Source organism: Actinosynnema sp. NPDC004786 (assembly GCF_053601135.1).
On record NZ_JBSGBG010000005.1, the window covers coordinates 179,234 to 201,216 of the forward strand.

At 73.9% G+C, this 21,983-nt stretch carries 17 protein-coding genes; 9 read left to right on the forward strand and 8 right to left on the reverse strand.

Annotated features, from left to right (window positions below; genetic code table 11):
• Positions 1-71 precede the first annotated feature (71 nt).
• Positions 72-515, forward strand: coding sequence for a hypothetical protein (locus ACWEFJ_RS06580; protein ID WP_449713148.1), 444 nt, complete (start codon positions 72-74; stop codon positions 513-515).
• A gap of 359 nt (positions 516-874) precedes the next feature.
• On the opposite strand, the gene ACWEFJ_RS06585 is transcribed toward ACWEFJ_RS06580, so the two are convergent.
• The 3 genes from ACWEFJ_RS06585 to ACWEFJ_RS06595 all read right to left on the reverse strand — a co-directional run bounded on the left by ACWEFJ_RS06585 (position 875) and on the right by ACWEFJ_RS06595 (position 5,338).
• Positions 875-2,638, reverse strand: coding sequence for a glycoside hydrolase family 13 protein (locus ACWEFJ_RS06585; protein ID WP_449713149.1), 1,764 nt, complete (start codon positions 2,636-2,638; stop codon positions 875-877).
• A gap of 136 nt (positions 2,639-2,774) precedes the next feature.
• Positions 2,775-3,503: a GNAT family N-acetyltransferase gene (locus ACWEFJ_RS06590; protein ID WP_449713150.1), complete on the reverse strand. Its 729-nt coding sequence runs from the start codon at positions 3,501-3,503 to the stop codon at positions 2,775-2,777.
• 227 nt (positions 3,504-3,730) lie between these two features.
• Complete coding sequence (locus ACWEFJ_RS06595) at positions 3,731-5,338, reverse strand: TlrC/CarA/OleB/SrmB family ABC-F type ribosomal protection protein (RefSeq protein ID WP_449713151.1); 1,608 nt, start codon at positions 5,336-5,338, stop codon at positions 3,731-3,733.
• Between the two features lie 209 nt (positions 5,339-5,547).
• On the opposite strand from ACWEFJ_RS06595, the gene ACWEFJ_RS06600 reads away from it, so the two are divergent.
• The 5 genes from ACWEFJ_RS06600 (at position 5,548) to ACWEFJ_RS06620 (ending at position 9,929) form a co-directional block, all read left to right on the forward strand.
• On the forward strand, positions 5,548-6,552 hold the full coding sequence (locus tag ACWEFJ_RS06600) for a protein kinase family protein (RefSeq protein ID WP_378086969.1): 1,005 nt from the start codon (positions 5,548-5,550) through the stop codon (positions 6,550-6,552).
• Between the two features lies 1 nt (position 6,553).
• Positions 6,554-7,534 carry a hypothetical protein gene (locus ACWEFJ_RS06605; protein WP_378086967.1) on the forward strand — a complete coding sequence of 327 codons (981 nt, stop codon included), beginning with the start codon at positions 6,554-6,556 and terminating at the stop codon, positions 7,532-7,534.
• Entirely contained in the window at positions 7,534-8,778 is a 1,245-nt protein-coding gene (locus ACWEFJ_RS06610; RefSeq protein ID WP_449713152.1) for an adenylosuccinate synthetase, read from the forward strand. The genes ACWEFJ_RS06605 and ACWEFJ_RS06610 overlap by 1 nt, the downstream gene beginning before the upstream one ends.
• A gap of 19 nt (positions 8,779-8,797) precedes the next feature.
• On the forward strand, positions 8,798-9,433 hold the full coding sequence (locus tag ACWEFJ_RS06615) for an NUDIX hydrolase (protein ID WP_378086963.1): 636 nt from the start codon (positions 8,798-8,800) through the stop codon (positions 9,431-9,433).
• Positions 9,434-9,497: 64 nt separating this feature from the next.
• Positions 9,498-9,929, forward strand: coding sequence for a PRC-barrel domain containing protein (locus ACWEFJ_RS06620; RefSeq protein ID WP_378086961.1), 432 nt, complete (start codon positions 9,498-9,500; stop codon positions 9,927-9,929).
• Between the two features lie 125 nt (positions 9,930-10,054).
• Here the strand turns inward: ACWEFJ_RS06620 and ACWEFJ_RS06625 are convergent, their stop codons facing one another.
• The 3 genes from ACWEFJ_RS06625 to pdxR form a co-directional block, all read right to left on the reverse strand.
• Positions 10,055-10,906 carry an alpha/beta fold hydrolase gene (locus ACWEFJ_RS06625; protein ID WP_378086959.1) on the reverse strand — a complete coding sequence of 284 codons (852 nt, stop codon included), beginning with the start codon at positions 10,904-10,906 and terminating at the stop codon, positions 10,055-10,057.
• 74 nt (positions 10,907-10,980) lie between these two features.
• Complete coding sequence (locus ACWEFJ_RS06630; protein ID WP_449713153.1) at positions 10,981-11,712, reverse strand: hypothetical protein; 732 nt, start codon at positions 11,710-11,712, stop codon at positions 10,981-10,983.
• 66 nt (positions 11,713-11,778) lie between these two features.
• Positions 11,779-13,233: a MocR-like pyridoxine biosynthesis transcription factor PdxR gene (gene pdxR, locus ACWEFJ_RS06635; protein WP_449713154.1), complete on the reverse strand. Its 1,455-nt coding sequence runs from the start codon at positions 13,231-13,233 to the stop codon at positions 11,779-11,781.
• Between the two features lie 46 nt (positions 13,234-13,279).
• Between pdxR and ACWEFJ_RS06640 the strand changes: the two genes are divergently transcribed.
• Complete coding sequence (locus ACWEFJ_RS06640; protein ID WP_378086953.1) at positions 13,280-14,221, forward strand: aldo/keto reductase; 942 nt, start codon at positions 13,280-13,282, stop codon at positions 14,219-14,221.
• 231 nt (positions 14,222-14,452) lie between these two features.
• Positions 14,453-16,033, forward strand: coding sequence for a S8 family peptidase (locus ACWEFJ_RS06645; RefSeq protein ID WP_378086951.1), 1,581 nt, complete (start codon positions 14,453-14,455; stop codon positions 16,031-16,033).
• 59 nt (positions 16,034-16,092) lie between these two features.
• On the opposite strand, the gene ACWEFJ_RS06650 is transcribed toward ACWEFJ_RS06645, so the two are convergent.
• Positions 16,093-16,845, reverse strand: coding sequence for a hypothetical protein (locus ACWEFJ_RS06650; RefSeq protein ID WP_449713155.1), 753 nt, complete (start codon positions 16,843-16,845; stop codon positions 16,093-16,095).
• A gap of 298 nt (positions 16,846-17,143) precedes the next feature.
• Positions 17,144-20,842, reverse strand: coding sequence for an nSTAND1 domain-containing NTPase (locus tag ACWEFJ_RS06655; protein WP_449713156.1), 3,699 nt, complete (start codon positions 20,840-20,842; stop codon positions 17,144-17,146).
• A 175-nt stretch (positions 20,843-21,017) separates the two neighbouring features.
• Between ACWEFJ_RS06655 and ACWEFJ_RS06660 the strand changes: the two genes are divergently transcribed.
• Positions 21,018-21,755, forward strand: a complete 738-nt coding sequence (locus ACWEFJ_RS06660; protein WP_449713157.1) for a heparin lyase I family protein — start codon at positions 21,018-21,020, stop codon at positions 21,753-21,755.
• Positions 21,756-21,983 lie beyond the last annotated feature (228 nt).

Below are 21,983 nucleotides of genomic sequence, written 5' to 3' on the forward strand. Positions count from 1 at the left end.
CGGGGAGGAAACGAGACCTCCGGGGTCACTACGCTGGAAGACGCGGCGCGAATCCGACAGAAAGGTCGACCATGAGCGCCGAAGCACGCCTCCACGTCCGCGCCGCCGTGCGCGGCCACGGCGACAATCGCATCGCCGTGCTGCTGCTGGACTGCCGGACCAGCCTCCCGGTCCCCCTGCCCGCCGCCTTGGCCGCCAGGGGACTGAGCCTCGTCAACGACATCGACGACGTCGTGCTGCCCGTTACCCGAGGTTGGACGGTCGAGGCGGGCGGCGACGGGCTCACCCTGCGCTGGCCGCACCGCGCCCCGCTGCTCGACCACGCCGCCGTGGAACGTCCCGGCGTGTGGGGTTGGGCGGCCCGCTCGCGCCATGCGGTGCTGCTGTTCGTCGGGGCCGGACTGGAACTGGACGACCCCGACCCGGCCCGCCACCGCGCGTCGCTCGTGAAAGCGGCAGCCGCCGGGGGACTCGCCGGCGGCGCGGTTCCCTACGTGGAACAAGTCGCACGTTAAAGCAACGAAGTTGCCGTTCCCCCGGCGTCGCCACCCACTTCGGTGAACCCGGGGGCGGCGATGCCGCCGTCCGGTGAGCACCCCATTTGAGGGGTACTATTCCACCGCGGATGTACTTCCGGGGGATCGCGCGAGGATTATTCGCGGCGACCACGGGAACGCGTTGTCGTGCCGTTCAGCGACGCGCCGCCGGCGACAATGCGGACACCGCGCCCGGATTGGTGTGCCCCCGCGTCGGGGGTCGCCCCGTGGCCGGCCGGGTGTGCCGCTTCGCTCGTGCCGACGACGGGCTGCCGGCCGATGGCCGGGCCGACAGCCCGTTCGGCGAGGGGTACGGCCCCGCGCGTCGCCGACGGCGGTCAGGAGTGCTTCGGCGAGTCCTTGACCGCCCCTTTGAACACCAGCGCCTCCCAGGGCCGCAGGTCCACCCGGCCGGGTGAGACCAGGACGTCCTCGGTGTTGGCCAGCACGACGTCGGCGGCGGTCCAGCCGGGTTCCAGCCCGACGCTCTGCGGCGTTCCGCTCAGGTTGGCCACGACGAGCAGGCGGTCGTCGTCCAGGGTGCGTTCGTAGGCGTAGACGTGGGGGTGGTCGGCCAGGAGCATCCGGAAGTCGCCCAGGGCCACCACCGGCAGCGCGTGGCGCAGCTCGATCAGCCGCCGGTAGTGGTTGAAGACGGACTTCGGGTCGTCGTACTGCGCTTCGGCGTTGAGCCAGGCGTGGTTGGGGTTGACCGCCAGCCACGGCTCGCCCGCGGTGAACCCGGCGTTGGGGCTCGCGTCCCACTGCACGGGGGTGCGGGCGTTGTCGCGGCCCATCGCGCGCAGGCCGCGCAGCACGGTCTCCGGGTCCGCGCCGGCGGCCACGGCCTGGCGGTAGTGGTTGAGCGACTCGACGTCGCGCATCTCGTGCACGCCGGCGAACGGGGCGTTGGTCATGCCCAGCTCTTCGCCCTGGTAGACGTACGGGGTGCCGCGGTGCAGGTGCAGCACGGTGGCCAGCGCGGTGGCCGACTCGCGCCAGTACTTGCCGTCGTCGCCGTAGCGGGAGACGACGCGGGGCTGGTCGTGGTTGTTCCAGTACAGGCTGTTCCAGCCGACGTCACCGAGCGCCGTCTGCCACCGGCCCAGCGACGCCTTGAGGTCGCGCAGGTCCAGCGGCTTCGGGTCGAACTTGCCGCCGGGGCCGTGGTCGAGCCAGACGTGCTCGAACTGGAACACCATGTCCAGCTCGCGGCGGGCCGGGTCGGTGAACAGCCGGGCCTGCTCCCAGGTCACGCCCGGCATCTCGCCCACGGTCAGGTACTCGCCCGACCGGCCCTCGAACACCTCGCGGTTCATCTCGCGCAGGAAGTCGTGCACACCGGGCCGGGTGGCCACGTGGGGGAAGCCGTCGCCGAGCCCGCCGACGCCGGTGGTCGCGCCGTCGGGCAGGTCGGGGTCCTTGGAGATCAGGTTGATGACGTCCATCCGGAACCCGTCCACGCCCCGGTCCAGCCACCACCGCATCATCGCGTACACCGCCTGGCGGACCTCGGGGTTCTCCCAGTTCAGGTCCGGCTGCTTGCGGTCGAACAGGTGCAGGTAGTACTCCCCCGTCGCCTCGTCCAGCTCCCATGCCGGGCCGGAGAAGAAGGACTCCCAGTTGGTGGGTTCCGCGCCCGGCTGCCCGGCCTCGAACCCCTCGCGCGGCGGACGCCACCAGTACCAGTCCCGCTTCGGGTTGTCCTTGGACGAGCGCGACTCGACGAACCACGGGTGCTCGTCGGAGGTGTGGTTGACCACCAGGTCCATCACCAGCTTCATGCCGCGGGCGTGCACCTGCGCCAAGAGCGCGTCGAAGTCCTCCAACGTGCCGAACACCGGGTCGATCGCCTGGTAGTCGGAGATGTCGTAGCCGTTGTCCGCGTGCGGCGAGGCGTACACCGGCGACAACCAGATCACGTCCACCCCCAGCCGCTCCAGGTGGTCCAGCCGCGACGCGAGCCCCGCCAGGTCGCCCACGCCGTCGCCGTTGGAGTCGGCGAAGCTGCGCGGGTAGACCTGGTACACCACGGCGGAGGTCCACCACGGGGCCGTCGTCGGGGTCGTCGTCGGGGTCGTGCGGGTCTGGTCGAGAGTCATCAGCCATCCTCACCCGGGTCGTCGGACGTCACGCCTAGTTCACCATCCGACGTGCCGCGTCGCACACGGACGACGGGCGACCGGCGGTGGAGTCCGATGTGGACGGTCGCGTCGGGGGAGGCGCGCGGCGGCGGGGTCAGGAGCGCACGACGGCTGCGGCGGGGTCGGTGTCGGTCGGGTCGGCCGCGGCCACGTCGGCGGGGATGCGCAGCACGACGATGTCGACGTGCTTGCGGATCCGGAAGCCGAGAGACTCGTAGAGCCGGATCGCGGTGGTGTTCGACGCGGTGGCGTGCATCATCGGTTGCTCGCCGCGTGCCCTGATCCCGGCGGCGACGGCCCGGACCAGGCGGGTGGCCAGGCCCTGGCCCCGGTGCGCCTCGTCGGTGCACACGGCGCTGATCTCGGTCCACCCGGGCGGGTGCAGGCGTTCGCCCGCCATGGCGACCAGCGCGCCGTCGCGGCGGATGCCGAGGTAGACGCCCATCTCCACGGTGCGCGGCAGGAACGGACCCGGCCGGGTGCGTTCGACCAGCGCCAGCATCTCCGGCACGTCCGCCGGGCCGAGCCGGACCGCCTCGGCGTCCTCGGCCACGCGCAGCCCCTCGTCCACCAGCTGCACGGCGTGGAAGCGCTCCACCTCCCACCCGGCGGGCGGGGTGTGCGGCGAGGTGATCGGCACCGTCGAGCCGGGGCCGGCCAGCGCGGCGAGGTCGGACCAGACCCGCTCGTCCGGCCGGTCGGGCAGGGCCGTGAACGCGCTCACGTCCGGCGGGTAGCGCAGCACCTGCCCGTGCCGCTGGGCGAAGTGGGCGTGCGGTCCGGTCAGCGACGCCCAGACCGGGTTGTCCAACGGCGAAGCCATGCGCGTGTACCCCCAGGTGGTTCGTTCCGCAGCGAATCATGGGGGCCGGGACGACCGCGTGTCCACCCGGCCGTCGCGCCTCCCACGGGTCGGACCGATCGCCCCGCGCCGACACCCCCGCCGGACAACCCGCTCAACACCCCTGCCCGACAACCCTGCGCCGACCGCGCCAAGCGGATCGCCGTCCGCCGACCCCTGCGTCGACCGGCCGCGCCACCGCGGGTCGATCACGCCACCCGGCCGCGCTCCAGGCGCAGGCGCGTGCCGGTGAACCCGGCGCGGGCGCGTCGGTCGTGCGTCACCACGACGAGCGCGCCCCGGTAGTCGGCCAGCGCCCGGTCCAGGTCCTCCACCAGTCCCGGCGACAGGTGGTTGGTCGGCTCGTCCAGCAGCAGCAGGTCCACCGGCCGGGTGACCAGCCGGGCCAGCTCGGCGCGCCGCCGCTGGCCGTAGGACAGCTCGCCGACCCGGGTGCGCAGGTCGCGGCGGTCGAAGAGTCCCAGGGCCAGCAGCGCGTCGGCGTGCTCGTCGGGGTGACCGGGCAGGCCCTCGGCGAACGCCTCCAGGACCGTCAGCCCCGGCCGCCACGGCGGCTCCTCCTGCCGCAGGTGGCCGACCCGACCGGGCACGTCGACCGTGCCGGCGTCCGGGCGCAGCTCACCGCCGAGCACGCGCAGCAGCGTGGTCTTGCCCGCCCCGTTGGGGCCGGTGACGAGCAGCCGCTCTCCCGGCCGCACGGTCAGGCGCGGCACCCGGAGCCGGTCGCCGACCCGCACGTCCGACAGCTCGGCCGCCCACTCCCCGTCCGTCGCCCCGCCGTCGAGCCGCGCGGAGAACCGCAGCGGCTCCGGCGGCGGGCCCACCGGGTTCCCGACCAGCCGCGCGCGGCGTTCCTTGGCGTTGCGGATGCGGCTCATCGCGCCGTGGACGCGCCCCCTGGCGCGGAACTGACCGGCGCCGAACACGGCCTTCTCCATCTTCCGGGGGATCTCGCCCAACCGCCGGGCGGCCGAGGACAGCAGCCGCTCCTGGCGGGCCAGCTCGGCCCGCCACTCCTCGTGCTCGCGCTGCCGCCGCGCCCGTTGCGCGGCCTTGGCGGCCAGGTAGCCGTCGTAGCCGTCGCCGAACCGGCTCGCGCGGCCCTCCTCGACCTCGACGATGGTCGAGGTCACCCGGTCCAGGAACGCCCGGTCGTGGGTGATCGCGACGACGGTCCCGGTGTGGCGGACCAGGTGCTGTTCCAGCCACGCCACGGCCTGGTCGTCCAGGTCGTTGGTCGGCTCGTCCAGCAGCAGCAGTTCCGGCGCGGAGGCCAGCGTCGCCGCGAGGGCGAGGCGGGACCGCTCGCCGCCGGACAGCGCGCCCAGCGGCCGGCCCCGGTCCAGGCCGGGCAGGCCCAGCGCGTGCAGGGCCACGTCGACCCGGGTGTCGGCGTCGTAGCCGCCCCGCGCCTCGAACCGCTCGACCAGCGCCGCGTAGTGCCCAGGGTCGGCGTCGGGACCGGCCAGCGCGGCCTCCGCCCGGCGCATCCGGGCCTCCAGGTCGCGCAGGTCGGCCAGCGCCAGGTCCACGGCGTCGGCCACGGTGGCGTGCGGCGGCAGGTCGAGCGTCTGGGCCAGGTACCCGATCCCGCCGGGCGCGACCACGGTGACGTCGCCGTTGTCCGCGGCCACCCGGCCCGCGACGATCGCGAGCAGGGTGGACTTGCCGGACCCGTTGTCGCCGATCACGCCGACCTTCTCGCCGGGTTTGACGGTCAGGGAGACCGAGTCGAGCACGACCCGGCCGTGGTAGCTCTTGGTGACTTCGTGCAAGGCCAGTTGCGCGGTGCGCAAGGCAGACTCCTGTTCCCGGCGGGCGACGCCGAGTCATCGGTGCGGAGGGTGGGGAGAGGTCGCGCCGCGGAGCCGTGCTCGACGCGGTCGCGCTACCGATGATCACAGGAAGTACAACATCGCCGGCAAGGTTAACCCGGCCGGGACTGCTCCGTCCAGGTGATCGGCACCACACTGCGCCATCGGTTTGAGTCGTATAGACTCAAACTATGTTCACCAGGGACGAAGCGCTCGACCGCGTCGAACGGGCCGACTCGGCCGCCGACCTGTTCGGCCCGTTCGACCCGGCCCGCAGCCAGGAGGCGCACCGCCTCTACCGCGCCCTCGCCGCCGTCCTGCACCCCGACCGGGTCGGCCCCGCCGACACCAGGGCGCACGCCGCGTCGGCCGAGCTGACCCGGCTCCACCACGAGTGGCGGCGCGGCACACCGCCGGTCGTGCTCCGCACCGACCGCGCCGCCTACCGGCTCACCGACCGCCACGCCGTCGGCAGCGTCGCCACCCTCTACCGCACCGACGGCCCCCACGTGGTCAAGGTCGTCCGCAACCCCGCCCTCAACCCCCTCCTGCACGCCGAGTGGGACGCCCTGCGCCGACTCGCCCGCTTCACCGACGAGCACCGCTGGCTGCGCCCCTACTACCCGCACCCCGTCGACACCTCCGGCGACGTGGCCCGCGGCTCCCGCGCCTTCACCGTCCTGGAACCCCTGATCGACGGGTTCGTCACCCTCGCCGACGTGCGCCGCGCCTACCCGGACGGCCTCGACGGCCGCGACTACGCCTGGATGCACCGCAGGCTCCTGCGCGCCATCGCCGGCGCACACCGCACCGGCCTGGTGCACGGCGCGATCGTCGCCGACAACGTCCTGGTGCACCCCGAACAACACGGCATCGTCCTGATCGGCTGGACGTTCGCGGTCAACGCCGGCGAACGCCTCCTCGCCACCGACAAGACCATCCCCTACCCACCGGAAGTCCACGACGGACGACCCGTCACCCCCGCCACCGACGTCCACATGGCACACACGCTGATGCTGGACCTCCTGGCGGACCGCGAAACCGCGCAACGCACGTTCGCCCGCGGCTGCACGCAGGACGACCCGGACCGCCGGCCCGACGCCGTCGACCTGCTCACCGAATACGACGACCTGCTGGAAAACCTCTACGGCGCACGGACCTTCCGCCCGTTCGCCCTCCCCGGAACAGGAGCCTGACATGGGACACGGCAAGTGGGACGACAACGCCTACGCGGCCGCCCGCACCTTCCGCGCCGCCAAGGGCATCGACGACTTCGGCTACACCGCCGCCCTGCGATCGCGCCCCGCCAAGGAGTGGAAGGCCGACCCCACCCTCGACCCCAAGGGCGTCGTGGCACGCGAGTGCCGCGACTCACCCGACCACGCCGACTCGACCCCCATCGCCGTCCTCTTCGACGTCACCGGCTCGATGGGCCGCGTGCCCCAGATCATGCAGCGCAAGCTCGGCAAGCTGCACGGCCTGCTCCAGCGCAAGGGCTACCTCGCCGACCCCCAGGTCCTGTTCGGCGGCATCGGCGACGCCGACAGCGACCGCGTGCCCCTCCAGGTCGGCCAGTTCGAATCCGACAACCGCATGGACGAGCAACTGCGCACCATCTTCCTCGAGGGCAACGGCGGCGGCCAGAAGAGCGAGTCCTACGAGCTGGCCGCCTACTTCATGGCCCGCCACGTCGTCACCGACGCCTGGCAGAAGCGCGGCCGCAAGGGCTACCTCTTCCTCATCGGCGACGAGCTGAACAAGCCCCGCCTCGAAGCCCGGCACATCCGCCGCGTCATCGGCGACGACGTCAACCAGGACATCGACCCCGCCTCGGTGTACCGCGAACTCGCCCGCAAGTGGCACGTCTACTTCATCCTGCCCAACCAGTCGTCCTACTACCGCGACCCCGCCATCGCCGACCACTGGCGCGACCTGCTCGGCCAGAACTTCCTCAAGCTCGACGACCCGGCCGCCGTCTGCGAACTCATCGCCGCCACCATCGGCCTGGAGGAACGCGTCGTCGACCTCGACCAGGCCATGGTCGACCTCGCCGAGATCGGCTCGGCCGCCGAAAGCGAGGCGGTCGGCAAGGCGCTCGTCCACGTCGGCGGCAAGACCGTCGCCACCACCGCCACTCCCCCGCTGCTCGACGGCCCCGACGACGTGGTCCTCACGTGATGGACGGGCACGTCATCGTCGTCGGCCTCGGCTTCGGCGACGAAGGGAAAGGGGCCGTGGTCGACGCGCTCTGCCACGACCGCCCCGTCACCTCGGTGATCCGGTTCAACGGCGGCGCGCAAGCCGCCCACAACGTGGTCGTCGGCCACCGGCACCACACCTTCAGCCAGTTCGGGTCCGGCACGCTCTCGGGCGTGCCGACCCACCTCTCCCGGCACGTCCTGGTCGAACCGATCGCCCTCGCCGCCGAGTCCCGCGCACTGGCCGACCTCGGCGTCGCCGACCCCCTGCGACTGCTGTCCATCGACGCCGACGCCCTGCTCACCACCCCCATCCACGTCGCCGCCAACCGCGCCCGCGAAGACGCCCGCGGCCACGCCCGCCACGGCTCCTGCGGCAAGGGCATCGGCGAGACCACCTGGTACGGGCTCCTCGCCGACCGCGGCGCGGCGCCCGGCCAGGTGGTCGAGGGCCAGGAGGTCCTCGGCGTGCCCGGCCCGCCGCCCACCGTCGGCGACTGCGCCCACCCCACCGCGCTGCGCGCCAAGCTCGACGCCCTCGCCCGCTTCTACGCGCCCCTGACCGGCGACGGCTTCGCCGTGGACGACCTCGTGGCCCTCTACCGCGACTTCGCCGGCGCGGTCCGCGTCACCACCGGCGACGAGGTCGGCCGGCTCGCTGACCGCGGCCCCCTCGTCTTCGAAGGGGCCCAGGGCGTCCTGCTCGACCAGTGGCGCGGGTTCCACCCCCACACCACCTGGTCCACCGTCACCCCCGACAACGCCCGCGCCCTCCTCGGGCGCCGCCACGCCACCGTGATCGGCGTGACCCGCACCTACCAGACCCGCCACGGCGCCGGTCCCTTCCCCACCGAGGACCACGACGTCCTCGCCCGGTTCCCCGAACGCCACAACGACACCGGCCACTACCAGGGCTCCTGGCGCGCCGGGCACCTCGACGCCGTGCTCCTGCGCTACGCCGTGGACGCCTGCGGCGGCATCGACGCCCTCGCCGTCACCCACCTCGACGCGCCCGACCTCAAGGTCGCCACCGCCTACGACACGCCCCTGCCCACCGACCCCGCCGCCGACCTCACCGCGTTCCTGACCCACCGCACACCCCTCCTCACCGCCCTGCCCGACCCCCTGACCTGGCTCGAGAACCACCTCGGCGTGCCCGTCCTCGTCACCGGCGCCGGACCCGACCGGGCCGACTACGCGGTGCGCGCACCGGCCCCGCGATGAGTGCGGGACAATCCCGACCATGATCGAGTCGACCCTGGTGTCGGTGGACGTGCTGGCGCTGCGCTTCGACCCGACCGCACGCGCCGTCCTGCTCGGCATCGCGCCCCGCGCGCTCGACCCGTTCGCGGGCGTCCTCGCCCTGCCCGGCGTGCTGCTGGGCAAGGGCGAACGCCTGCGCGACGCGGCCCGGCGCGCGGTCACCGGCAAGCTCGGCGTGCCCGAACGGGCGATCTCCGCCTCCGGCCAGCTCACCACCTTCGACGAACCGTCCCGCGACCCGCGCGGACCGACGCTGTCGATCGCCCTGTGGGCCACCGTCGACCCGGCCGGGCTGTCCGGCGACGGCCCCGTCTGGACCCCGTTGACCGACGTGCCGCCGCTGGCCTTCGACCACAACCGCATCGTCCGCGACTGCCGCCCCCTGCTCGCCGCGCACCTGTGGCGCGACCCCGCCTTCACCGCCGGCCTGCTCGGCCGCGAGTTCACCACCGCCCAGGCCCTCGACGTCACCGAGTCCCTGACCGGCGACCGCCCCTACCCCGCCAACCTCGGCCGCACCATGGAACGGGTGCCCGGCCTCGAACGCACCGCGCAGCACGCCGCCGCGCAGCCGAAGGGCGGCCGGCCGCCGTCGGTCTGGCGCTGGACGTCGTAGCCAGGTCTCAAGATTCACTCGAACGGGTATTGCTCGATCGTTCCCACCGATCGAGGAGGTCGCCATGCAGCCCTACCCCTACCCGTTCATCCCGTGGCTCTGGCGCGAGACCGCGGGCATGGGCAACCCGACCGGCACGCCCGACGCCGACCTCGACGCGCGGCGCGACCGGCCCGACACCGGCCTGCTCGGGTACGAGGTGGAGGCCGTGGACGGGCGCATCGGCGAGATCGACCAGGCCAACGCCGAACTGCCCGCCGACTGCCTGCTGATCGACACCGGCACGTGGCTCACCAGCCACCGCGTCGTCGTGCCGATCGGGGCCGTGGAGCGGGTGGACCACGACGCGCACCGCATCCACGTCGACCGGACCCGGAACCAGATCAAGGACGCGCCGCCGTACGACCCGGACACGTTCGACGCCGACGACTACCGGCAGCGCCTCGCGGACTACTACACCGAGAGCTACCGCAGCACCGCTCCGGCTCAGGGCTAGTTCTCCCGGACCCGGTCCCATGATTGATTTTGGTCAACACTGAAGTTATCGAGGCTATTGGACCAGCGGGGCGAAGGACACCACCGGGTGCTCCTCGGTCGACCGCCCGACCGAGGAGCACCGGGTCAGCCGGCCAACTCCATGATCCGCGCGGCCACCTCGGCGGGCGCTTCCAGCGGCAGCATGTGGCCCGCGTCCTCCACCACCACCGACTCGCCGCCCACCGCCGCGGCCAGCGCCTTGGCGTTCGACTCGGGCACCAGGCGGTCCTCGTCGCCGACGAGCGCGATCACCGGGCGCTCCCCCGCGACGGTCAGCGCGGCCTCGCGGTCGTAGCGGTCCACCGCGGGCCGGAACAGCGCGACGGTCTCCGGCCAGTGCCCCCACACCATGTCCGCGGTGAGGTCCACGTCCTCGTCGCGCGGCTCGTCGCCGAACAGCCACCAGCGCAACCCGGCGGTCTTCGCGGGCTCGATCTTCTCCCGCACCGCCCGCACCAGCGGCCCGAACGCGCGTTCCAGCTCGCGCACCAGCTTGCCCAACGCCTTGGGCCACGCCAACGACGTCTCCGCGAGCCCCGTGGCGGCGGTCGAGACGAACACCACGCCGGCCACCCGCTGCCGGTAGAGGCGAGGGCGTCGCTCGGCCATCGCCATCGCGGCCATGCCGCCCATCGAGTGCCCCGCGATCACCACCCGGCCCTCGGGCACGAGCCGCTCGACCAGCTCGCCCAGGTCGTCGCCGAGCTGCTCGACGGTCGCGGTCTCCTTGTCCGCGGGCGAGGAGCCGCCGTGGCCGCGGTGGTCGTAGGCGATCACCCGCACGGACTCCGGCAACGCGGCCACCACCCGGTGCCAGCTCCGGTGGTCCAGCGCGTAGCCGTGGGCGAGCACCACGGTCAGCTCGGCGTCGGGTGGGCCGCTGCGGGTCACGTTCAGCTCCGCGCCGTCCTCCAGCCGCACCCGTTCGGTCGCCATGCCGCTGCCCCTTCCGTCGTCGGACGTGTGCTTGACCAACGAGTAGCAAGCGCCGACGTCACGCTCCGGGGAGATCAATCCCAGTCGGGTTGGCGGAGCAGGCGCAGCCGGCGGTCCAGCAGGGCGGCGAAGTCGTGCGGGCGGCCGACGACCAGCTCGACGTCCCGGCCGAACGCGCGCACCACGACCACCTCGCCGCCGGGCTCGCCCCGCGCGTCCGCCACCCACACGTCGGTGACCTCGCGCAACGGCACCTCGCCGCCGGAGACGTCCGGGGTGGACGGACCGGTGGTCACGTGCCAGCGCAGCAGCTCGCCGTCGAAGGCGGCGTGCGCGAGCACCGGGTGCCCGGTCGCGTTGCGCACCTGCCGCGACGCGCTGCGCACGCCCAGCGTCGTGCCCGCGATCGCGCCGCCGACCTCGTCCAGCAGCACGGCCCTGGCCCGGCCGAGCAGCACGGCCGCGACCGCCGTGACGACCACGGTCGGCAGCACGGCCGGCAGGTCGGCGGTGAGGAGCCCGACGCCGAGCGCCTGCGCCACGCCCGCGTACGCGACGAGCCCGGCCCACCAGCCGGGCCGCTTCGGGTAGACCCGCCCCAAGAGGAACCACACGGGGACCGCGATCCCGACCGCCAGCAGGAGCCACCCCGGCACGGCCGCGCCGCGCCACGGGGCCGCGAGCGCGACGACCAGGCCGACCACCGGCGGCGCGAGGAACCCGAACCACACCGACGGCCGCACCCGCGCCCAGCGCCGCTCGAACTCGGCCCGCACCGAGGCGTGCGCGTCGAACGGCAACCGCACCCGGCACCACCTCCGGGGATCAGCGTAACGTCACCGATTCGGGCACACCGGGTGACGATCGGCGGCTCACCGCCGACCGGGCAGGCCCAGCGCGTCGCGCAGGAGGGCGACGGCGGGGCGGATCTCGGTGTCGCCGATGTTGCCGTAGCCGAGGACGAGCGCCCGGCCCGCCGACCGCGCCACGCCGCCGTCGCCGCTCGACGTCCGACTCGGTCCGCCCGACTCCTCCGCGCGGTAGTCGTCCAGATCGGACAGTCGCAGCCCGGCGGCGGCAGCGGCGCGGACCGCGCGTGGGGTGTCGACGTGGTCGGGCAGGTGCAGCAGGACGTGCAGCCCGGCGGCCGTGCCCGCGACCCGGCCCTCCGGCACGAGGTCGCCGAGCGTGCGGAGCAGCAGGTCGCGGCGGGCGCGGAAGCGGCGGCGCGCGGCCCGCAGGTGCGCGTCGTACCAGCCGCGGTCGATGAAGGTCGCCAGCGCGAGCTGGTCGAGCACCGGCGGCGCGACCGTGACGAGGTTCGCCGACCGCAGCGCCGGGGTGAGCGCGGCGGGCGCGACCAGCCAGCCCAGGCCGAGGGCGGGCGAGAGCGTCTTGCTGACCGAGCCGAGGAGGAACACCCGGCCGGGGTCGAGCCCCTGCACCACGGCGACCGGGTGGCGGTCGTAGCGGAACTCGGCGTCGTAGTCGTCCTCGACCACGTAGCCGTCCACCTCGCGGGCCCAGCGCAGCAGCCCCGCCCGGCGGTCCGGCGACAGCACCGCGCCGGTCGGGAACTGGTGCGCCGCGCCGACCACGACGGCCCGCGCGGGCGTGCGCGCCAGGTCGTCCACGCGGAGGCCGTCGTCGTCAACCGGCACCGGGTGCACCCGCAGGCCGGCGCTCGTCGCCGCGTCCCGCAGCCGTCCCCACCCCGGGTTCTCCACGGCCACGTCGGCGATCCCCTCCGCGCGCAACGCGCGGCACGTGCGCACCAGGCCGTCGGAGACGCCGGCGCACACGGACACCGACGCCGCTCCCGCGTCCGCGCCGCGCGAGCGCCGCAGGTACTGCGCGATCGTCGTGCGCAGCACCGCGTGCCCGGCCGGGTCGGGGATGTCGAGGTCGTAGTGGACGGCGGAGCCGATCACCGCGCGGACCGCGTCGGCCCACCGGCGGCGCGGGAACGCCCGCAGGTCGGGCAGGCCCGGCGCGAGGTCGTACCGGACCTTGGGCCGGGCCGGCGGTCGCGGCTCGCGGGCCGTCGTCGGCGCGGACCCCGGCGACCAGGAGACGCGGGTCGCCGAGCCCACCCGGGCGGCGAGGTAGCCCTCGGCGACGAGCTGCCCGTACGCCTCGGTCACGACCCAGCGGGAGCAGCCGAGCTCCTCGGCGAGCGCCCGGCTCGGCGGCACCGCGGCGCCCTCCGGCAGCCGGCCGTCCCGGATCGCGGCACGCAGCGCGTGCGCCACGCGGTCGTGCAGCCGACCGCGACCGCCGACGTCCAGCAGCGTCGCCCACGCGAAATTGGTCTGGGAAACCACCACGGGATTGGAGCGTACTGCCGAGCCGAATCTCCCTACCGTGGGCCGCATGACGAAGAACCTGGCCCTGGGCGCGATGTTGTTCGGCACGGTCACCGACGAGCGCCGTTCGTTCGAACTGCTGGACCGCTTCGTGGACGCGGGCGGTGTCTGGATCGACACCGCGAACTGCTACTCGTTCTGGGAGCACCCGAGCGGGTTCGGCGGGCAGAGCGAGGCGTTGCTGGGGCGCTGGCTGGCCGCCCGGCCCGGCGTGCGCGACCGGGTGCGGATCAGCACCAAGGTGGGCTGCGAGCCGATCGAGGCCGGTCGGTTCCCGGAGACGGCCGAGGGGCTGTCGGCCGGCGTGGTCAAGAACGGGATCGAGGGCAGCCTCCGGCGGTTGGGCACCGACCACGTCGAGCTGTACTGGGCGCACAAGCCCGACCCGGTGACGCCGCTGGAGGAGACGGTCGCCGCGTTCGACGAGCTGGTGTCGGCGGGCGCGGTGGGTCGCCTGGGCTGCTCGAACTACCCGGTGTGGCAGGTGGAGCGGGCCCGGGCGATCGCGCGGGCGAACGGCCGCGTCGGCTTCACCGCCGTGCAGCAGCACCACACGTACCTGCAACCGCGACCCGGCACGCGGCCCTCCGTGGTGCACCGGTTCGGCGCGGTCGGCGACGAGGTGATCCACTACCTGGAGCACCACGAGGACATGGCGCTGTGGGCCTACACGCCGCTGCTGGGCGGCCGCTACACCCGGACGGACAAGCCGATGCCCGCCGAGTACGACCACCCCGGCACGGTCCGCCGCCTGGCCGCGCTGGACGAGGTCGTGGCCGAGACCGGCGCGAACCGCAACCAGGTCGTGCTCGCCTGGCTGACGGGCGGCCCGGTGCCCGTGACGCCGATCGTCGGCGTCAGCACCGTCGAGCAGCTGGACGACGCGCTCGCCGGGGTGTCCCTGGAGCTGACCCCCGACCAGCGCCGACGGCTGGACGACGCGGCCTGACCGCGCACCGCGACGGCCGGGTTCGTCGGCGAGGTGCCCGACGAACCCGCGCCGCCGGGACCGCACGCGGCGAGTTGATCTTGCGTATACCTAGTTTGCGGCACCCGGATTGTTTACCGGGTGGCGACATTTGATCGTGTGCGTCGAGCGGCCGTCACCTCTCCACCCCCTGCCCGACGGGCGCTCCTCCGGCTGGTGCTCCCACCGGAGACGCACGATGGAGAACCCCGTATGCGAAGGAAGTCCGTCCCCCTGCACGTGGCGGCGACCCGAGCGGCTGTGCTGCTCGCGGCCGCCGCCACCGGCATCGCCACGATGTCCGCCCCGGCGGTCGCCCAGAGCGCGATCCTCGGCGCGAACGAGCCGGGCGCGGTCAAGGACCGCTACATCGTCAAGCTCAAGGACAGCCCCGTCGCCCTGCAGGCGACCTCGTCCGACAAGGCGCAGCGCTACGGCGGCACGCTGCGCCACCGCCTCGACCTCATCAACGGGTTCTCGGTCACCATGACCGAGCAGCAGGCGCGCAGGCTGGCGGCCGACCCCGAGGTCGTGTACGTCCAGCAGGCGCAGCGGATGACGGTCGCCGACACCCAGACCAACCCGCCCAACTGGGGCGACGACCGCATCGACCAGCGCGACCTGCCGTTGAACGGCGCCTACACCTACCCGGCCAACGCGGGCCAGGGCGCGCACGTGTACGTGCTCGACACCGGCATCAACGCGGGGCACACCGACTTCACGGGCCGCGTCTCGACCGGTTACGACTTCGTCGACGGCGACTCGAACCCCGCCGACTGCCACGGCCACGGCACCCACGTCGCCGGCACCGCCGCGGGCACCCGGTTCGGCGTGGCCAAGAAGGCGACGGTGCACGCGGTGCGCGTGCTCGACTGCCAGGGCTCGGGCGCCAACGACGACATCATCGCCGGCATCAACTGGGTGCGCAACAACGCGGTCAAGCCCGCCGTGGCCAACTACAGCATCGGCTGCCGGCAGCGCTGCTCGGACCCGTCGCTGGACAACGCGGTGAAGGCGCTGATCGCCGCCGGCGTGCAGTTCGTCATGGCCGCGGGCAACTCGACCGACGACGCGTGCGGCTACAGCCCGCAGTACGTGACCGCGGGCGTGACGGTCGGCAACAGCACCAGCTCCGACGCCCGCTCCAGCACCAGCAACTACGGCTCCTGCCTGGACATCTGGGCACCCGGCACGAACATCGTCTCGGCCTCGCACACCAGCACCACCGGCAGCGCGACGATGACCGGCACCTCGATGGCGTCGCCGCACGTGGCCGGCGCGGTGGCGGTCTACCTGTCGCAGAACCCGAACGCCACCCCGGCGCAGGCCCGTGACGCGCTGGTCGCCAACGCCACCGCCAACAAGCTGACCGGCATCGGCTCGGGCTCGCCCAACCGCCTGCTCTACACCGGGTTCATGACCGGCGACCCCGGTCCCGGCCCGGACCCGACGGACTGCACCGGGACGAACCCCGACAACGTCACCATCAACGACCTCACCACGGTCGAGAGCCCGATCAGCCTGTCCTGCACCGGCACGGCGTCGGCCTCCAGCACCGTCGCGCTCGACATCAAGCACACGTTCCGCGGCGACCTGGTGATCGACCTGATCGCGCCGGACGGCAGCGCGTACCGGCTGAAGAACTCCAGCAGCACGGACAGCGCCGACAACGTCACCGGCACGGCGACGGTCAACCTGTCCGCCGAGTCCCGCGGCGGCACCTGGAAGCTGCGGGTGCGCGACGTCGTCGCCAACGACGTCGGCTACATCGACTCGTGGACCCTGACCCTCTAGCCACTCCGCGCCGTGGTGCCCCGGAAGCCGTCCGGGGCACCGCGGCGTTCGGCGCGGGGTCAGTGCACCGGCGCCGGGGTCGCCGTGGTGGGCGTCGGCGCGACCGTGCTCGACGACGTGGGAGCGCCGCTGGTCGTGGTCGGGGTGGGCGCGCCACTGGTCGTGGTCGGAGCGCTCGTCGGCGTCGAGGTCGACGTGGGGGTCGGGCGGACCGAGGGGTAGTCCTTGCACGCCGGGTTGTCCGCGAGCTTCTTCTTCGCGTCGGTGATGCGCTGCTCGACCTGCTGCCGCTCGACCTTCGCCACCTCCCACGCCGTCTTGGCGCGGTCCAGCTCCTCGCGCGACGCCGCACCGCTGTTGGCGAGGGCGAGCACGGCGTCGTAGTGCGCCTTCGCCAACCGCTCCAGCTCCTGGCGCAACGCCAGCTCGTCCAGGAGCCGGTTCAGCTCCAGCGACAGCGCCACGCACTCCTTCTTCGGGTCGTTGCCCAGGTTGTTGCGGCACGCCGCCTCGGCGTACCTGGCGTTGTTGAGCGCGATCGCGGCCTGGTGCAACGCCTGTTCGGCGGCACGCAGCTCGCCCGCGGACGCGGCGTTGTTCTCGTGGAGGGCCTTGATGCGCTCGTAGTGGCGCAGGGCCTGGTCGTGCAGGAGCTGCTGCTTGTCGATTTCGAGCTTCTCCACCAGGCAGGCTCGGGCATCGGCCGGCACCGCCGGGTAGGGCGTGGTCGGCGGGACGGGGGCGGCAAAGGCGACGGTCGCCGCCGCGACGACGGCGACCACGGGTAACAAGACGCGGAGCAGGGTCTTCACTGGTGTCCTCCTGGAGCCCGGCCGGAGGGGTCCCGCCGGAGCGATGCGACGCTAGGCGACCCCGGACCGCGCCGACAGTGCCCACCCGCACTTCCCCCGCCGGACGCCTCGCGCGGGTTCAGCTTCCCGTAGTCTCACCGACGGCTCGACGACCGACACGGGGTCACCGGGCACGTGACCGGCAGCCAGTTCCAGCCCGACGCACCCCGGTGCCGAGACCCGCTCGTCAGGTGCGGCCTTGGCGGGGTCAGGGTGCGCACGCCCGATTGGCGGGTTCCAGCGGACCGCGCGACGACGGTCACGGGCAGCCCGGTGGGGTGGTGCCCGGTGCGCGCGGTGCGACCAGGGCGCACAAGTGCCGCAGCCACGTGTCGCGGTCCAGTTCGATCAGGCCCTCGTCCGTCAGGACCAGGTCGCCGCGCATCGCCAGTGGGTAGCGGGGCAGGGTGGGGGACTTCGCGGTCTGGTCCGGGTAGTCGGTGATCCTCAGGTCGCGGACCAGGCGGGGGTGGCCGTCCACGACGTCGGTCGGCACGTGGCCCAGGCCGGCGAACGATCGGGTTTCGACCGTGACGGACTCCTCTCCCACCAGGACGTCGATGCGGTGCTCGTAGGCGACCAGCAGGCCGTCGCCGAGCACCGCGACCTCGGCCACCGGCTCGTCCGGCCCGGTCAGCGCGCGGTGGTTCGTGGGACGGCCGGTGATCAGGTCCCACTCGTCCACCGCCAGGCGGTCCGCGGAGACCACGAGCGCCCGGTCCGGGGCGAGGAGGTCGAAGTGGACCTCCCCGGAGGGCGGTGACGGCACGGCGACCGCGTGCCGGAGCGTGCCGGTGGCGAGGTCCCAGGTCCTGATGGTGGCCGCGTGGCCCACGTGCAGCCCGCCCGACCGGTCGAACCGCACCACCGGCTCGGCCAGGTCGGGCGACTCGACCAGCGGCAGCCGGGTGACCTCGGTCAGGTCGGGCACGCGCAGGACCGCGACCGCGGTCGGCAGGGCCACGGCCACGTACCGGCCCGTCGGGTCGAAGCGCGCCGTGCCCGCCTCTTCCCCGAGCCGGACCTCCGCGACGCGCCGGTGGTCGTCGGTGCGCCACAACGACAGCTGCGAACTCCGGGACAGCAGGGAGGACACGTCGTCCACGGTCAGCGCCAGCCGGCCGTCCGGCGCGATGTCGCCGCTCTCCGGGTCGCCGGGGGCGCTCTCCAGCACTGCGGGGTCGAGCCGGTGCACCAGCACGCCGTCCTCGTCCCCCGTGACGACCCGCAGCAGGCCGTCCGCGCCGAGCCGCACGCCGACCGGCCGGCCGCGGCCGCGCATCCACGCCACCACCTCGCCCGTCTCCAGGTCGAGCACGCCCATCGACGGCTCGACCCCGCGGGCGAGGTAGCGACCGGTCGGGTCGAGCACCATCGAGCAGCCGGAGGTGTCGAGGTGCTCCGCGCGCCGCCGCCCGGACGGCAGGTCGAACACCACGAGGCCGTCCACGCCGTGCTCGACGCGGTGGCACGTCACCAGTACCCGCCCGTCCGCGCTGACGAGCACCGCGGACGCCCCGGTGGCGAGCGGGGTGGTGCGGCCGGTGGCGAGGTCGAGCAGGTGCACCTCGTCGGTGTCGGTGTTGCGGGCGACCAGCGTGCCCGGGTCGGCGGTCAGGTGGAAGGTCCACGACGGCGGGACGTCGCCGACCGGGGTCGTGGGAGGTCTCATGGCGATGTCCGCCACCCGCGTGCCGTCGAGCCGCGACACCAGCAGCCGGTCCTGGTTGTCGCGCCAGATGACCAGCCGGTCGACGCCCAGTGCCACGTGCACGTGCTCCCACCACTCCCCCGCGGGCGCGTCGACGCGCCCGCGGGGTTCGCCGCGCGGCCCGTACAGGAGCGCGCCGGTCTGGTCCGTCACGGCGACCGTGCCGCCGTCGGGGCTGACCGCGACCTCGCCGGGGTCGGCGTCGGGCAGCCGGACCGGATCGGGCTCGCCGACCCGCCACACCACCGGCCCGTCCGGCCCGGACAGCACGACCACCGGCCCGGCCGCGGAGGACAGGACCTCCCGGTAGGCGTGGTTCCCCGCGACCGCGTCGGGCAGCACCGCCTCCACCTGGCGGGTGCGGTGGTAGGCGGCCAGCAGCTGGTCGTCCACCGCTCCGGGGTCGGCGTGGTGGGCGGCGAGCAGGTCGAGGATGGAGCGCTCGGTCCGGCCCGCGTCGCCGGGCGAGGCGACGTCGTCCGGCGGCGGTTGCTCGTGGGCCAGGTCCCACGCGTACCAGGCCGGCAGGGCGAGCAGCAGCAGGACCACGACCAGCCACACCGCGCGCCGGTACCAGCGGCGGCGGTGCCGGCGCAGGACGGCCACCACGCGCTGGGCGTGGAGCCGTTCGTCGGCGGGCAGGTCGGCCCCGCGTTCGGCCAGCCAGCGGGCGGTGTCCGGGGAGGAGCGCGCGGTCAGGGCGAACGGGTCGCCCTGCCGGCTCCAGCGCTCGCGGTCGGCGCGGAGGTCCGCCCGCCACGTCTCGAACTCGCGCTCCCGCTCGACCATCTCCCGCAGCCGGTCCCACAGCGTGATCAGCGCTTCGTGCGCCAGCTCGACCGAACCCCGTGCGCCGCCCACGAGCAGCCCCGCCGTCACGAGCCGGTCGGCGAGGCTGCGCTCGGCGCCGGTGAGGTCGCGGGCGACCGCCCGGGTCGGCGGCAGGTCCGTGGTGTGGTTGACCAGCTTGGCGAACAGCCGCGGCGCGGCGGCCCGCTCCGACTCCGCCAGCCGCGACCACACCTCCTGCTCGGCGTACCGGACCAGCGCGCCGCCGACCCCGCCCAGCTCCTCGTAGGCGGCATGGGTGAGCAGGCCGGCACGCTGCACGTGCCACAGCCGGTCCAGGGTGAACTGCAACAGCGGCAACTGGCCCGGCGCGTGCTCGACCTCGGCGGCGATCCGGTCGGCCAGCCGGTCCTCCAGCCGCACGTCCGGGGGCAGCGGTCCGGTGATCGCGGCGAGGAGCTGCGTGCGTTCCATCGCGCCGACCGTCTGGCAGGACCGCAGCGCCCGCGCCAGTGCCGGGTGTTCCAGGGCGCGGTCGAGGAAGTCCGACCGGATCGCCAGCAGCACCTTCGCCGGGCCGTCCGCCAGCAGCGCCACCAGGTCCGCGTCCGGTCCCGGCAGCGCCTCCTCCAGCTGGTCCACCACGACCAACAGGCCGTCCCGCTGCGGCGGCGGCGCCTGGCCCGGCCGCACCACGACCACGTCCAGCTCCGGCAGGCGCGGCAGCACGCCCGCGAGGATCAGCGACGACTTGCCCCGCCCGGACGGCCCGACGAGCGCGACCAACCGGTTGCCCCGCACCTCGGCGGCCACCTGCGCGGCCAGGTCCTCCCGCCCGAAGAACCGGTCGGCGTCCCCCGTGCCGAACGACCGCAGCCCGAGGTACGGGCTCGGACCCGGCTCCCGCGGCGGCAGCCGGGCCACGATCACGTGGCCGGGCACCAGGAACGCCGTGCGCTGCTCGGCCTTGGCCGCGACCTGGACCACCAGGCCCACCACCGACCCCGACACCGGGTCCCACGCCGGACCGCCGCTGAACCCGCGCGCGATGGCGAACCCGGCCGACCGCCGGTCCTGCACCACCAGCAGCCCCCGGCCGTCGGCCCCCAGCAGGTCGCCCGCGGCCCACATGCCGCCGTCGTACCGGTCGGGGAACCCGAAGCACCACAACCGGGTGTGCCACGGCGCGGCCACCGGGGACAGCGGCAGCACCCGCACGCCGTCCGGGAGCGGCCCCGTCGGGCGTAAGGCGGCGAGGTCGTCGTCCTCGAACCGCTCGGCGGCCTCGACCGGCACCTCCCGCCGCCCGTCCACGGTGGTGACCGTCGCGCCGTCGGCCAGGACGTGGGCGGCGGTGACGATCCGAGGCCCGTCGGCGGTGGCCACCGCGAACGCGACCCCGACCGGCCGACCGAGGCGGTCGGCGACCCGGAGCAACGCGGTGGCGGGCAGGTCCACGCCGCCACCCTACGTCGCCGGGCCCCGCTCGAAGGCGGTCACGGGACCGGGCGCGGGAAGACCCGGTCGGGTCGTTTCGCCACCCGTGTCGGCGAAGCCCGGTCCCACCGCTGTCGGCCGTGCCCCGGTGCTGCCAGCCTGGACGCGGGAGGTGCCGACCATGAGGTGTCGTGCCGTGATCGCGGCCGTTGCGGCGGCGGTCGTGCTGGTGGTCCCGGCCCCGCCGCCCGCGAACGCGGCGGTCGTCTGGGACGGCGACCCGGCGAAGGGGACCGGGGTGTTCGGCAACCTGGAGTGCGTGAAGCCCGGCAGCATCGTGCCCGCCCGCCAGTCCGACGGCACGGTGGTGTGGCGCTACACCAAGGCGAGGTCGGACGACAGGCCGGTGATCCGCTGCGAGTCGCGCGGGGTCAGGACCGACGGCAAGCGGCACCGGTTCCGCAACGGCCGGACGTACTACCTCGGGTGGTCGAGCAAGTTCTCCACGACGACCGCCGGCGACTACTCGATCTTCCAGTGGAAGTCCTACGGCCCGAACGGCGGCTCGGGCAACGGCACCCAGAACTACCCGGTGATCCTCAAGATCCGGAACAACGAGGCGCGGCTGTTCCACGTCGCCCCCGGCGAGGAGTGGCGCCTGATCTGGACCGGGGAGGTCGCCCCCTGGAACTGGTACCGGTTCGTGGTCGGGATCCGGACCTCCGACACGGCCGCCGGCGGCTGGGTGGAGCTCTGGTTCAACGGCGAGAAGCAGCCGCTCGGCCCGAACGGCGTCGAGCGCTTCCCGGGGCGCACCTGGGACACCTTCAACGAGCCCAAGTGGGGCGTCTACGACCGGGCCCACCCCGACCTCGAAGCCGTGCACCGCGCTCACCGGATGCGGATCGGCACCGCCTACGGCGACGTCTCCTGAGCGCCCGTCCCGGGCAACGGCCGGGAGGGCGTGACCGGGTGGAGCCCGTCCCCTGTGGACTCTGTTAGCGCTCACCGGTTCAGCCGGCTGAACAGTCGGGGTGACCGGGCTCCACCGAAGTGGTTTGTTCAGCGAAGGAATGAAACCGCTCGCTGTACTGCCCGCCGAGTGATGTGTTAACGTTATCAACCAAGCGCCGAGCGCCGTGGGGTTCCGCCGTGCCGTGCG